14 protein-coding genes are annotated in these 12,644 nt (G+C 67.7%); 5 read left to right on the top strand and 9 right to left on the bottom strand.

The annotated features are described in order from the left end of the window. Position 1 precedes the first annotated feature (1 nt). The 5 genes from mdcG to ACI2JH_RS00770 all read left to right on the top strand — a co-directional run bounded on the left by mdcG (position 2) and on the right by ACI2JH_RS00770 (position 4,641). On the top strand, positions 2-640 hold the full coding sequence (mdcG, locus tag ACI2JH_RS00750; protein WP_404735141.1) for a malonate decarboxylase holo-[acyl-carrier-protein] synthase: 639 nt from the start codon (positions 2-4) through the stop codon (positions 638-640). Then, positions 637-1,488 (top strand): triphosphoribosyl-dephospho-CoA synthase MdcB, encoded by an 852-nt coding sequence (gene mdcB, locus ACI2JH_RS00755; protein ID WP_404735142.1) that lies wholly within the window; start codon positions 637-639, stop codon positions 1,486-1,488. Before mdcG ends, mdcB begins: the two co-directional genes overlap by 4 nt. Continuing rightward, positions 1,485-2,402, top strand: a complete 918-nt coding sequence (gene mdcH, locus ACI2JH_RS00760; RefSeq protein ID WP_404735143.1) for a malonate decarboxylase subunit epsilon — start codon at positions 1,485-1,487, stop codon at positions 2,400-2,402. Before mdcB ends, mdcH begins: the two co-directional genes overlap by 4 nt. A gap of 88 nt (positions 2,403-2,490) precedes the next feature. Beyond that, positions 2,491-3,837 (top strand): SLC13 family permease, encoded by a 1,347-nt coding sequence (locus ACI2JH_RS00765; RefSeq protein WP_101100634.1) that lies wholly within the window; start codon positions 2,491-2,493, stop codon positions 3,835-3,837. A gap of 84 nt (positions 3,838-3,921) precedes the next feature. Further along, positions 3,922-4,641: a GntR family transcriptional regulator gene (locus ACI2JH_RS00770; protein ID WP_042613592.1), complete on the top strand. Its 720-nt coding sequence runs from the start codon at positions 3,922-3,924 to the stop codon at positions 4,639-4,641. A gap of 15 nt (positions 4,642-4,656) precedes the next feature. Here ACI2JH_RS00770 and ACI2JH_RS00775 read toward each other — a convergent pair whose 3' ends face one another. From ACI2JH_RS00775 to ACI2JH_RS00815, 9 genes are all read right to left on the bottom strand, one after another. Continuing rightward, positions 4,657-6,573 (bottom strand): response regulator, encoded by a 1,917-nt coding sequence (locus tag ACI2JH_RS00775; protein WP_404735144.1) that lies wholly within the window; start codon positions 6,571-6,573, stop codon positions 4,657-4,659. After that, complete coding sequence (locus ACI2JH_RS00780; RefSeq protein WP_182656126.1) at positions 6,560-7,432, bottom strand: sensor histidine kinase KdpD; 873 nt, start codon at positions 7,430-7,432, stop codon at positions 6,560-6,562. Before ACI2JH_RS00780 ends, ACI2JH_RS00775 begins: the two co-directional genes overlap by 14 nt. Then, a complete protein-coding gene (locus ACI2JH_RS00785) occupies positions 7,429-8,448 on the bottom strand; it encodes an ATP-binding protein (protein WP_404735145.1) in 1,020 nt (339 codons plus the stop codon). Before ACI2JH_RS00785 ends, ACI2JH_RS00780 begins: the two co-directional genes overlap by 4 nt. After that, on the bottom strand, positions 8,439-8,840 hold the full coding sequence (locus tag ACI2JH_RS00790) for an ATP-binding protein (protein WP_101100629.1): 402 nt from the start codon (positions 8,838-8,840) through the stop codon (positions 8,439-8,441). Before ACI2JH_RS00790 ends, ACI2JH_RS00785 begins: the two co-directional genes overlap by 10 nt. Then, a complete protein-coding gene (locus tag ACI2JH_RS00795) occupies positions 8,837-9,199 on the bottom strand; it encodes an STAS domain-containing protein (RefSeq protein ID WP_101100628.1) in 363 nt (120 codons plus the stop codon). Before ACI2JH_RS00795 ends, ACI2JH_RS00790 begins: the two co-directional genes overlap by 4 nt. A 1-nt stretch (position 9,200) precedes the next feature. Then, positions 9,201-10,061 carry an STAS domain-containing protein gene (locus tag ACI2JH_RS00800; protein ID WP_101100627.1) on the bottom strand — a complete coding sequence of 287 codons (861 nt, stop codon included), beginning with the start codon at positions 10,059-10,061 and terminating at the stop codon, positions 9,201-9,203. A 219-nt stretch (positions 10,062-10,280) separates the two neighbouring features. Further along, positions 10,281-11,825 (bottom strand): TerC family protein, encoded by a 1,545-nt coding sequence (locus ACI2JH_RS00805; RefSeq protein WP_404735146.1) that lies wholly within the window; start codon positions 11,823-11,825, stop codon positions 10,281-10,283. 51 nt (positions 11,826-11,876) lie between these two features. Continuing rightward, positions 11,877-12,104: a helix-turn-helix transcriptional regulator gene (locus ACI2JH_RS00810; protein WP_191768426.1), complete on the bottom strand. Its 228-nt coding sequence runs from the start codon at positions 12,102-12,104 to the stop codon at positions 11,877-11,879. Beyond that, positions 12,104-12,574 (bottom strand): DUF2975 domain-containing protein, encoded by a 471-nt coding sequence (locus ACI2JH_RS00815; protein ID WP_101100668.1) that lies wholly within the window; start codon positions 12,572-12,574, stop codon positions 12,104-12,106. The genes ACI2JH_RS00810 and ACI2JH_RS00815 overlap by 1 nt, the downstream gene beginning before the upstream one ends. Positions 12,575-12,644 lie beyond the last annotated feature (70 nt).

Raw genomic sequence — 12,644 nt, forward strand, 5'->3', positions numbered from 1 at the left:
AATGCATCGCCACGACCTGGTCTGGATCGACCCGCAGGCGAGGTGGACCACGCTGAGTCCGCAGGCCGAACCGCGCCTGCGCGCGTGGATGCAGGCGCGCCTGCCGCTGGTGGTGGCGCGGCGTGACCCCGCCGCCGACGGCGTGCAGCTGCGGCTGGGCGTGCCGTTGCCGCTGGATGAGGGGCGGCAACGGTTGTCGCTGCGGATCAAGCGCGAGGCGGTCATCCGTCACGTGGCCCCGCCACGGTTGACCGAGGTCATCGATGCGCTGTCGGCGCCGTGGCGCCCGGCCCTGCAGGCGCTGCAAGACCACTGCGCGGCCCAGGCACTGTTTCCACGCGTGTTTGGCAGCCACGCCTGGCAGGCGATCACCGGTCTGGATTATCTGCATGCCGGCTCCGACCTGGACCTGCTCTGGCGGGTCGACGGACCCCGCCAGGCATCGCAGGTCTGCCGCCTGCTGCAGGACTGGGAAGCGCTGCACGGGCTGCGTGCCGATGGCGAACTGGTGTTCGATGCGGCGCAGGCCGTGAACTGGCGCGAGTACGCCGGCGAAGCCGCGCAGGTGCTGGTCAAGGGCGATGCCGCCTGCTGGCTGGCAGCGCGTTCACGCCTTGCCGGCGCGGAGCTGCCCGCATGAGTGCGCTGGCCCGCCCGCTTTCCACGGCCGTGCCGCGCGCGCGTCCGCTCGGTCGCCTTGCGATCGTCGCGCTGCACGCCGAACTGGCCTGCAGCCCGAAGCCCGGACTGGTCACTCCCTTCAGCCGTGGCAGCCACCAGGACATGGATGCCGGCACCTTCCTGCGCAGCCTGTTCGCGCTGCGCGGTTACTTCACGGCGATCGCCGCACAGGCCGCCGCCAGCGCCGATTTCGCGCCGCTGCGCCAGCTCGGCATCCAGGCCGAGCGCGGCATGCTGGCCGCCACCGGCAACGTCAATACGCATCGCGGCGCGATCTTCAGCCTCGGCCTGCTGGTGGCTTCGGCGGCGCGGCTGAACGCTGAAGGCTGCCCTGCCCCTTCCGCCGATGCGGTGTGCGACGGCGTGCGCCGGTGGCGCCACGCCCTGCTGCAGGCGCCGCTGGATGCCGGCAGCCCCGGCCAGCGTGCGCGTGCCCGCCATGCCGTCCCGGGGGTGCGCGAACAGGCGGCCGCGGGCTTCCCGCTGCTGCACGGGGTGGCGGTACCGGTGCTGCGCGCCGCGCTGGCCGATGGGCTGGCGCGCGATGCCGCCCTGCTGCAGACGTTGATGCAGCTGGTCGCGGTCACCGATGACCTCAACCTGCTGCATCGTGGCGGCGCCGAAGGCCTGGCGTTCGCACAGGCACAGGCACGCGGCTTCCTTGACGCCGGCGGCGTGCGCGCAAGCGATGCCCCCGCGCACATGGCACGCATCTGCCACGCTTTCGAAGAGCGGCGACTCAGCCCGGGCGGCAGCGCCGACCTGCTGGCCTGCGCGCTTTTCCTGCTGCAGCAGGAGGCCGCATGAGCCTGGCCATCCTGTGCCCCGGACAGGGCGGCCAGCATCCGGACATGTTCCGCCGCGTGCAGGCAGACCCTGATGCCTGCGCCTTGCTGGCGGCGGCGGCTGTGCTGCTCGGCGATGCGCCCACCGCTGCCGCCAACCGCCCCATACGTTTCGACAACGCCATTGCACAACCGCTGGTCTGCGCCGGCGCACTCAGCCATTGGCTGGCGCTGAAAGCACGCTTGCCGGTGCCCACGGTGGTTGCCGGCTACAGCGCCGGCGAACTGGCCGCGCACGCGGTGGCCGGCAGCTGCGATGCGACGGCCTGCCTGCAGCTGGCCGTGCGCCGCGCCGCCTGCATGGACGCAGCCAGTCCGGCAGACGCCGGCCTGCTGGCGGTACAGGGGCTGGAACGCGGCAGCATCGAGGCGCTGTGCGCCGGGCGCGGCGTGACCGTCGCCATCGTCAACGGTGACGACCACAGGGTGCTGGGCGGTCTGCGCGCCGACCTTCTGGCCGTGCAGGCCGACGCCGAACAACGCGGCGCGCGCTGCGTGGTGTTGCCGGTCCACGTGCCGGCGCATACCCCGCTGCTGGCCGCCGCCGCCACCGCGTTCGCCCAGGTGCTGGATGACACGCCACTGCACGCCCCACGGCTGCCGCTGCTGGCTGGCATCGACGGCCGCCGCGTGGCCACGCCGGACCAGGTGCGCAACACGCTGGCCGCCCAGATCGCCCACACCGTGCAGTGGCAGGGCGTGATGCAGCAGGCCGTCGAGCGCGGCGCGCGGGTGTTCCTGGAACTGGGTCCCGGCAGTGCATTGAGCCGTCTCGCGCGCGAACTGCATCCGCAGCTGCAGGCGCGATCGGTGGAGGATTTCCACACGCTGGAGGGCGTCGTGGAATGGGTGGAAACGGCCTGCGCGCGCGCATGAGCGGGCGCATCGGCCACGCAGTCGAAGCACTACCCCTGGATGGCGGGTCGCCATCGGAAGCAACGAACCAGGTGTCTCGGGAGGGCGCATGAGTCCGGAAATCGCAACGATCATCGGTCTGGTGATCATGTTCATCGTGGCCACGGCCCTGCCCATCAACATGGGTGCCGTGGGCTTTGCATTGGCGTTCATCGTCGGCGGTATCTGGGTCGGCATGGACGGCAAGGACGTCCTTGCCGGATTCCCCGGCGACCTGTTCCTGACCCTGGTCGGCATCACGTATCTGTTCGCCATCGCGCAGAAGAACGGCACCATCGACCTTCTGGTGCACTGGGCGGTGAAAGCAGTAAGAGGCCACATCGTGGCCATCCCGTGGGTGATGTTCATCGTGACTGCGGTGCTTACCGCATTCGGTGCGCTGGGTCCGGCGGCGGTGGCGATCATCGGCCCGGTCGCACTGCGCTTTGCCAAGCAGTACAGGATCAACCCGTTGATGATGGGCCTGCTGGTGATCCACGGTGCGCAGGCCGGCGGCTTCTCGCCGATCAGCGTGTATGGCGGCATCACCAACCAGGTGGTGCAGAAGGCGGGACTGGACGTCACGGAAATGGCGGTGTTCCTGACCAGCCTCGGCTTCAACCTGCTGATGGCTTTCATCTGCTTCTTCGCCTTCGGCGGCATCGCGTTGCTGCGTCGTGGGCGTGCGGTGGCCGAAGAACCGCTGGTCGCCGGCGTGCAGGCGTCATCGCGCCAGTTCGCCATTGAAGGCCATGGCGCGGTGGTCAGTGCCGGCGGCGGCACCCTGTCCAACGACCCGCAGGCACTGGACGAAGTCCGCATCAACCGCGACCGCCTGATCACCCTGGTGGGCCTGCTGGGCCTGGGCGTGGCGGCACTGGTGTATGACCTCAACGTGGGCCTGGTGGCGATCACCGTCGCGGTCGCCATCGCGCTGGCCTCGCCTTCCGCGCAGAAGGGCGCGGTGGATGGCATCAGCTGGTCCACCGTGCTGCTGATCAGCGGCGTGGTGACCTATGTCGCGGTGCTGCAGAAGGCCGGCGCGGTCGACTTCGTCGGCCACGGCGTCGGGGCCATCGGCATCCCGCTGCTGGGTGCGCTGCTGGTCTGCTACGTGGGGGGCATCGTCTCGGCGTTCGCCTCGTCGGCGGCCGTGCTCGGCGCCACGATCCCGCTGGCAGTCCCGTTCCTGATGCAGGGCCACCTCAGCGCCGCTGGGGTGATCTGCGCGCTCGCGGTGTCGTCCACGGTGGTGGACGTCAGCCCGTTCTCCACCAATGGCGCGCTGGTGGTGGCGTCGGCGGCGAAGGAGGAGCGCGAGGCACTGTTCCGTCGCTTCCTGGTCTACAGCGGACTGGTGGTGGCCTTCGGCCCGCTGCTGGCATGGTTGCTGTTCGTGGTACCGGGCTGGATGTGATCCGTCCGGGAGGGGGCGACCGTTGGTCGTCACCTCCCGGTGCACCCGCTAGACTGATGCATCCACCTGGACTGCGCTTCGACCATGCCCCTGGCCCCCGGCCCCCGTAAAAGCACCCGCCGCGTGCCACTCTATGAAGAGGTGGCCGAACAACTGCGGCAGAAGATCTACGATTACCTCCTGCCACCGGGCGAATGGATCGACGAACCGGCACTGGCCGAGGAACTCGGCATCAGCCGTACGCCGCTGCGCGAAAGCCTGAAACTGCTGGCCGCCGAAGGCCTGGTGCAGATCGATGCCGGGCGTGGCAGCCGGGTCACCCGCCTCACCCTGGAAGACCTCAACCAGCTGTTCCCGGTGATGGCGATGCTGGAAGGCCGCTGCGCGCACGATGCGGTGCGCCGCATAGATGACGCCGGCATCGCCCAGCTGCAGGCCTTGCACGATGCGATGGAAGCGGCGGCCGCGGCCGGCGACCTGGCCGAGTACTACCGCAACAACTACTTCATCCACGAATCCCTGCAGACCCACGCCGGCAATCCGTGGCTGATCCGGGTGACCCATGACCTGCACCGGATCCTGAAGATGCACCGTGGCCGCCAGCTGCTGACGCCGGGCCGGATGGCGCAGTCACTGGCCGAACACCGCGAACTGATGGACTGCATCCGCCGTCGGGATGCAGCCGCCGCCGAAGCGACGATGAACCGTCACCTGCTCAGCCAGGGTGAAGCGCTGGCCGCCTACGTCGCGGCCGGCGGGCAGCTGAATGTTCCCGCGCCACTGCCGCGCGAAGGCGGCGTCTAAGCACCAGCGCCTGGCTCAGCGCAGGGCGAAACTCACCGCGCGCAGCAGTTCGGACAGGTTGAACGGCTTGGGCAGCAGGCCCATGCCCGGCCCGAGGAACTCGTTGCGCACCGTTGCGCGTTCGGTGTAGCCGGTAATGAACAGCACCGGCAGACGGGGACGCAGCTCGCGAGCGGCATCGGCCAACTCACGACCGTTCATGCCCGGCAGGCCGACATCGGACAGCAGCAGCGCGATACTCTCATCGTCGCGCAGTTCGCGCAGCGCCTGCCGCGCATCGGCCACCGCGATGACCTCGTATCCTGCCTCACGCAGCATGTCCTGTACCATCTGGCGCACCGAATCGGTGTCGTCCACCACCAGGATCCGCTCGAAGCGGCCTACCGGTGTTTCACCGCGCTCACCGGCCACCTCGATCTTGGCCGCATCGCCCAATGGCAACAGCAGTTCCACTTCGGTCCCTACCCCGGGTTCGCTGCTGATGCGTGCCACGCCACCGCTCTGGCGGGCAAAGCCATAGGTCATCGACAGACCCAGCCCGGTGCCCTCGCCCTGTGGCTTGGTGGTGAAGAACGGCTCGAAGACCTTCTTCAGCAGGTGCGCTTCGATGCCACTGCCGTTGTCCATCACCTTCACGCTGATGTAGTCGCCGGCGGCCAGGCTGTAGTCGCCTTCCACCGTGGTGCGCTCTCCGCGGATGCGGATCAGGCCGTTGCCACCCAGCGCATCGCGCGCGTTGATCACCAGGTTCAGCACCACGCTTTCGAACTGGTTGGGATCGGCCAGCGCCACCAGCGGTGCGTCGCCGAGTTCGAACTCCAGCTCGATGTTCTCGCCGATGGTCCGCCGCAGCAGGTCTTCCAGCGAATGCACGCGCTGGGCCACGTCGAACGGCTGCGGATCCAGCGGCTGCTTGCGCGCGAAGGCCAGCATGCGCTGGGTCAACGCCGCGGCACGGGTGGCCGAACTGGAGGCGGCATCGATGTAGCGGCCGAGCCGCTCCAGCTTGCCGCTGTCGGCCGCCAGTTCGATCATGTCCAGGCCGGAGATGATGGTGGTCAGCAGATTGTTGAAGTCGTGTGCGATGCCGCCGGTCAACTGGCCCAGCGCGTCCATCTTCTGCGCCTGCAGCAGCTCGGCTTCGGTGCGCTCGCGCTCGGAAATCTGGTACGCCAGTTCGCGGCGCTGTTCGCGGTCGCGCTCGTGGTGGGCGGTGATGTCTTCCACCACCACCAGCCCTTGGTCGGGCTGCTGGTACGGGGTCAGGCGCCACTGGGTCATGCGCGGGGTCCCGCCCGGATTGGGCAGGGCGACGGTGCCCTGCCAGCGCTCGCGCCGCTGCAGCGCCCCGCGCAGCCCATCGATGAAATCGCCTGCCCCGCCGAGCCGGTCCAGGGGCGAGCCGCCACTGATGCCGGTGCCCAGCAACCGGGCGAAGGCATCATTGGCATCGCGCACGCTCAGGTCGGCGTTCAACACCGCGATGGGCGCGTTGATCTGGCGGAAGATCTCGCCGAAACGGGCCTCGGCCTCGCGCAGCGCATCTTCGGCGCGGCGGGCCCGCAGCAGGCTGCGCAAGGTAGCCAGCAGCACTTCCGGATCGACCGGGTGGGTGAGGTAGCCGTCAGCACCCGCGTCCAGCCCGGTGATCATGTCCCCGGTGCTGATCGAAGCCGCCGACACGTGCACCACAGGCAGCAGCGCGGTACGCGGTTGTGCGCGCAGCTCGCGGACCACGTCGAAGCCGCTCATGTCGGGCAGGTTCACATCCAGCACGAGCGCTGCGAAGTCATTGACCGCCACCGCATCCAGCCCGTCCTGTCCCATCCCGGCTTCATCCACGCGGAAACCGTGATGCTCCAGCACCCGTCGCACTGCATAGCGCGTGGCTACGTTGTCATCCACGATCAGGATGCGGTCACGGTGCGGCATCGACGGCCTCTGCTGCGGTTTCAAGGTTCACCGGTACCACTACGAAGAACTCCGAGCCTTCGCCCTGCACGCTGTTGACCCCGACATGGCCACCCAGCAGCCCGGCGAAGCGCTTGCACAGCGACAGCCCCAGCCCGGTACCTCGCAGGCGCTTCTGCAGCGGTGAATCGACCTGCATGAAATCCTCGAACAACGCCGCCTGCATCTCCTGCGGGATGCCGATGCCGGTGTCGCGCACGCTGAAGCGCACCGCCGCATCGCCTTCCAGCTCGGCGGAGACCACGATCCGGCCGCGCGGGGTGAACTTCAATGCATTGGACACGTAATTGCGCAGGATCTGCGCCAGCTTCTTGTCATCGGTGTACAGCATCGGCAGCTGCGGCGGCGCGATGAACTCCAGCTCTATGTCGTTGCCTTCGACCAACGGGCGGAACATGCCGCGCAAGGCCGAGAACAGATCCATCAAGTCGAACCAGCCCGGTGAAATGGTGATACGCCCCGCTTCGATCTTGGCCAGGTCGAGCAGGTCATCGACCATCTCGCGCAGCTCGCTGGCGGCGTTGCTGATGAACAGCACCTGCTGGCGCTGTCCGCTGCTGAGCTCGCCGTCCATGCCATCGTCGAGCAGCCGGGTCATGCTCAGGATCGACCCGAGCGGCGTGCGGAACTCGTGGCTCATGTAGGACAGGAAGCGGCTCTTCAACTCGGACACCTGGCGCAGCTGTTCGGCCTGCTGGTCCAGTTCGCCATACAGCGCCAGCACGCCCTGGTTGGTCTCGTCCAGCTCAGCGCGCAGGCCTTCGTTCTCCGCGCGGAGACGCTCCATTTCCTGCTGCGGGGACAGATCGGTGACGCTCATCGGAAGGCTCCCACGCGCAGCGCGACGACGCAGACATCATCGCGACCACGATCAAAATCACGTTGCAGCACGGCAACCACCAACGCGGGATGGCGATGCTGCAGCCCAGGGTAATCGCGCAGGCTCCACCGCGCCTGCAGTCCATCACTATGCATCACCAGCAGCGTGCCAGCGGGGGCGTGAAGGCTGAATGCCTGCGCCTTGCGGTACTGCACGCCGACGATGCCGGGCATCGAAGCCATGCCACGCGAAGTATCGCCGATCAGCAGGCTGCCGGCGATGTTGCCCACGCCGGCGTACTCAATGTCCCCGCTTCCCAGCGAAACACAGGCGACCGCCGCCGCACCGCCGCGCGAGCCCGACAATGCGGCATGCAGGTCGTTGATGGTGTCCACGGCCGAGCCTGCGGTTGGCAGCGCGGCCAGCGCGCGCACCCCGCCCTCGGAAGCCTCCGCCGCCAGCGCGCCATGGCCCAGGCCGTCGATCACCGTCAACGCCAGTTTCTGGTCCTGCACGCGCAGGTGCCAGGCATCGCCGCAGGCGAGCTCATGCTTCATCGGCAGCCGCACCGCGCCATAGGCAAGGTCCGCATCGCGCGGCGCCCGCTCTGGATGGATCCGCACCACCAGTATCGAGCCGCGCGCATCGGACCAGGCCTCCATCACCCGCGCCTGGCGTGCGATGGCGGCCATGCCCAGGCCCTGGCTGCCGGCGGTGGAGTACCCATCCTGCAGGCACTGGGCCAGCACGAAGCCCGGGCCGCGGTCGAAGGTGCACAGCTCCACCCCTTGGCCGCAGGCACCGGCGATGACCGACAGGGTCATGCGACCGCCGCCACCGTGGCGCCACAGGTTGGTCGCCATTTCCGTGGCAGCCAGCGCGACCCGGCCGGCATCGATCTCGTTGAAGCCGGCTTCGGCGGCCACGCGCAACGCTTCGCGCCGCGCCTGCCCGACCTGGGTGGTTTCCTCGACGACCACGACACGGGTAAGCGGACCGGAAAAATTCAGATCCATTTGGTGATGGTTACCCGCGTGCCCTGCCCTGCGGCCGTGTCCAGATCAAAATCATCGACCAGCCGACGCGAACCGGACAGGCCCAGGCCCATCCCCGACCCCGATGACCAGCCATCGGTGAGCGCCTTCACCTGGTCCGGAATACCCGGCCCCTGGTCGGCGAACTGCAACTGGATGCCGCGGCGGACACCGCGTTCGACGATGCGCCAGTGCATGTCACCGCCACCGCCATAGATCACCGCGTTGCGTGCCAGTTCGCTGGCGGCGGTGACCAGCTTGGTCTGGTCCACCAGCCGCAGCCCGAAGCGGACCGCAAGCTGCCGCACGGTCTGCCGCGCCAGCACCACGTCCTGCTCGATGCGAATCGGAAGGGATCCGTCTTCGGCGATCATGGGTCGCCTGCAGGCAGCTGCAGCAGCTTCATGCCGCGCTCCACGTTCAGCGCGGTACGCACGCCGCGCAGGTCCAGGCCCAGCTCCACCAGGGTGATCGCCACCGCCGGCTGCATGCCCACCACCACGGTGGTGGCATCCATGATCCGCGCCAGCGCGGAAATGGTGGAGATCATGCGCCCGATGAACGAGTCCACGATATCCAGCGCGGAGATGTCGATCAGCACGCCACGTGCGGAGGTGCGCTGGATCTTGTCGGTCAGGTCATCCTGCAGCGTCAACGCCAGCTGGTCGTGCATGTCCACCTGGATGGTCACCAACAGCAGATCGCCCATCTGCAGGATCGGGATGCGATCCATCTCAGCCAGCCACCTTGGTCACGGTCTGGCCGGTCCGCTTGAGCGCCAGTGCAAGGGCGTCGGCCAGGTTGGCCTTGGTCACGATGCCCTGCAGGTCCAGGCCCAGGTGCACGATGGTCTGTGCGATCTGCGGGCGCACGCCGCTGATGATCGCATCGGCGCCCATCAGGCGGATGGCGGTGACGGTCTTCAGAAGGTGCTGGGCCACCAGCGTATCCACCGTGGGTACGCCGGTGATGTCGATGATGGCGATTTCCGATCCGGTTTCGACGATCCGCTGCAGCAGCGATTCCATCACCACCTGGGTGCGCTGCGAATCCAGCGTGCCGATCATCGGCAGCGCCAGCACGCCTTCCCACAGCTTCACCACCGGGGTGGACAGCTCGAGCATTTCTTCCTGCTGGCGCTGGATGACCTCTTCGCGGCTCTTCTGGAATGCCTTCACGGTCTGCAGCCCGAGCAGGTCCAGCAGTTCGGAGATGGCCCACAGCTGGTCGCCCAGCTGCTGCGGATCGCCCGCCAGGGCCGCCTGGACCTGGGCGAACAACGGGCGCTTCAGCGAGAAGATGAAGCTCGCCGTCTCCGAGGAATTGAAGCCCCTGCGCGCGCGATCGGCGGACAGGTCTTCCAGGAAGCGGCGCAGGCCCTGCCATTCCGGGCCCTGCAGGCTGCCGACATCGGCGGCCGGGATGGACTGCAGGAACAGCCGCCAGAACTCACGAAGCTGCGAATCCACTTCGTGGCTGGAAATGCGGTTGTCCTGTCCCTGGCCTGCGGCGGCAAGGGTCTGCTGCCACTGTGTGAGAACCTGTTCCTCGTTGCTGCGGATGAGATCAAGGGTGCGCTGCTGCAATGCCGCCATGAGAGTTTCCTGCTGGGTAGGGCCAGCAGTGCATGCCATTGCATGGACATCTGGCCGGAAGGATTCCAGCCGGGTATGACGTAACGCAGTACGGTGCGTTCCCCTTCCCCGACCGGACAACCTTCACATTACGCAATCAGCAATGTGTTCAACGCGTGAAGACGTTCCGGGCGACTCGCGACGCGGCGTGTCGCGTGCTCCGCATTGCCAAGGCCGGCGTCACCTGACTTGTTCAGAAATGCGCTGCAAGGCCACCCGTCCCACCCTGCGCTTCTCCATCGAGAGCACCCGCAGCCGGAAGCCTGCGTGTTCGATCACATCCCCGGCCAGCGGCATCCTGTCCAGCGCATGCAGGACCAGCCCGGACAGCGTCTGGTAGTCGCCGCTGCGCTCGAAGCGGATGCCGGCCATGCGCTGCAGGTCGTCCAGGGTCAGCGCGCCGTCGGCCTCCCACTGCTGGTCGGCGATCCCGGTGATGCCATAACGCTCATCCTGGGTGTCGGCGAGGTCGCCGGCGATGGCGGCCAACAGATCGTTGGCGGTCACCAGCCCTTCCACGCTGCCGTACTCATCCACGGCTACCGCCAGCGGCACCGGATGCTGTCGGATCAGCTCCAGCACCTGCAGCGCGCTGGCGTTGGAGGAAACAAACTGGGCCTCGCGCAGGCTGGCTTCCAACTGCAGCGGTCTGCCCTGCAGCAGGTTGGCCAGCAGGTCACGGCTCTGCACCACGCCGCGCAGGCGGTCCAGGTCGCCGTCGGCGACCAGCAGGCGGGTGTGGGGGCTGGCGATCAACCGTGCAATGACATCTTCAGTGCCACGGCTGACATCGATCCACTGCACATCGGTGCGCACGGTCATCACGCTGGACACCGGCCGTTCGGCCAGGGTCAACACGCTGCGGATCATGTCCTGCTCCACCGGTTGCAGACGCTCCCCGCCGACGCCAGCAGCCGGATCACCATCGTCCTCCTGCGCGTCGGCATCGCGCACCCCGAACATGCGCATCACCGCATCGGCGGTGCGCTGGCGGAACGGCAGCTGGGCCTGGTCGCGCTCGCGGTTGAAGCCCACCCACTGGTTGAAGCCTTCCACCAGGATCGAGAACGCGATCGCCGCGTACAGATAGCCCTTCGGGATCCTGAAGCCCAGGCCCTCGGCCACCAGGCTGAAGCCGATCATCAGCAGGAAGCCAAGGCACAGCACCACCACGGTGGGATGGCGGTTGACGAAGCGCGTCAGCGGCCTGCTGGCCAGCAGCATCAGCGCCATCGCGATGGTCACTGCTGCATACATGACGCCCAGGTTGTCGACCATGCCGACCGCAGTGATCACCGAGTCCAGCGAGAACACCGCATCGAGCACCACGATCTGCGCCACCACGGTACCGAAGCCGGCGTATGCCCGGTTGCCGCCGCCCTCGTGCGTACGGCCTTCCAGCCGCTCGTGCAGTTCCATGGTGCCCTTGAACAGCAGGAACAGGCCGCCCACCAGCAGGATCAGGTCGCGCCCTGAGAAATCATGGCCAAGCACCGCGAACAGCGGCTCGGTCAGTTTCATGATCCAGGACAGCGCGGCCAGCAGCACCAGCCGCATCAGCAGCGCCAGGGTCAGGCCGATCACCCGCGCACGGTCGCGCTGGTGCGGCGGCAGCTTGTCGGCCAGGATCGCGATGAACACCAGGTTGTCGATGCCAAGCACGATCTCAAGCACTACCAGGGTTGCAAGCCCCATCCATATCGAGGGGTCAGCCAGCCATTCCATGCGTGGGTTCTTTTCTTTGGTTGAAGGGAAAGAAGTGCGGGTGCTGCAGGATCAGGCGCCGTCGTCCTGGGCCGCGGCCGGATCGTGCCCGAGCAGGTCACCGGGCGTGCAGCGCAGTTCGCGGCAGATCGCATCGAGCGTGGAAAAGCGGATCGCACGCGCCTTGCCGGTCTTCAGGATGGACAGGTTGGCCAAGGTGATGTCGATGCGCCCGGCCAGCTCGGACAGGGTCATGCCGCGTTGCTGCAGCATGCGGTCCAGGGTGATGACGATCGCCATCAGACCACCCCGTCCAGGTCCTCACGCATCGCAGTGCCCACGGCGAACACATGGGCGATGACGAACAGCATCAGCACCGCCACCAGTCCGGTGATCGACATGCCGCCGCCTATTTCCATCCAGGCGAACTGCGGTCCCATCCAGCTGGCGTAGACGCCGATCAGGATCGACAGCAGCTCCATCGCCAGCATCAGCCAGGCCATCCGGCGCAGGCGGGTGACATTGCCCCGGGTGAACGGTTGCCGGTCGCGCACCGAACGCACCAGGCGCTGCAGGTGGCGCAGGAAAACCAGGCCAAGCGCCAGCAGCACCACGATGGCCAGCAGGCCGGCACTGAAGTGCAGCAGCAGGTGCGGCGCATCGCCATGGTCGGCCACCACCGACGCGTCGACCGCATCGAGCAGCCGCGCCGGCCGCTGCAACACCAGCGGCACCGCGCACAGGGCGGCCAGGATGCCGAGCCAGCACATCGCCACGACAGCGTGGATGGCGGCATGGGTCAGCTTGAAGATGCCACGCGGATCAGGCGCGCGGCGGGTA

The sequence above is a fragment of the Stenotrophomonas sp. NPDC078853 genome (assembly GCF_044901215.1).
In the GTDB taxonomy this organism is placed as follows: domain Bacteria; phylum Pseudomonadota; class Gammaproteobacteria; order Xanthomonadales; family Xanthomonadaceae; genus Stenotrophomonas; species Stenotrophomonas lacuserhaii.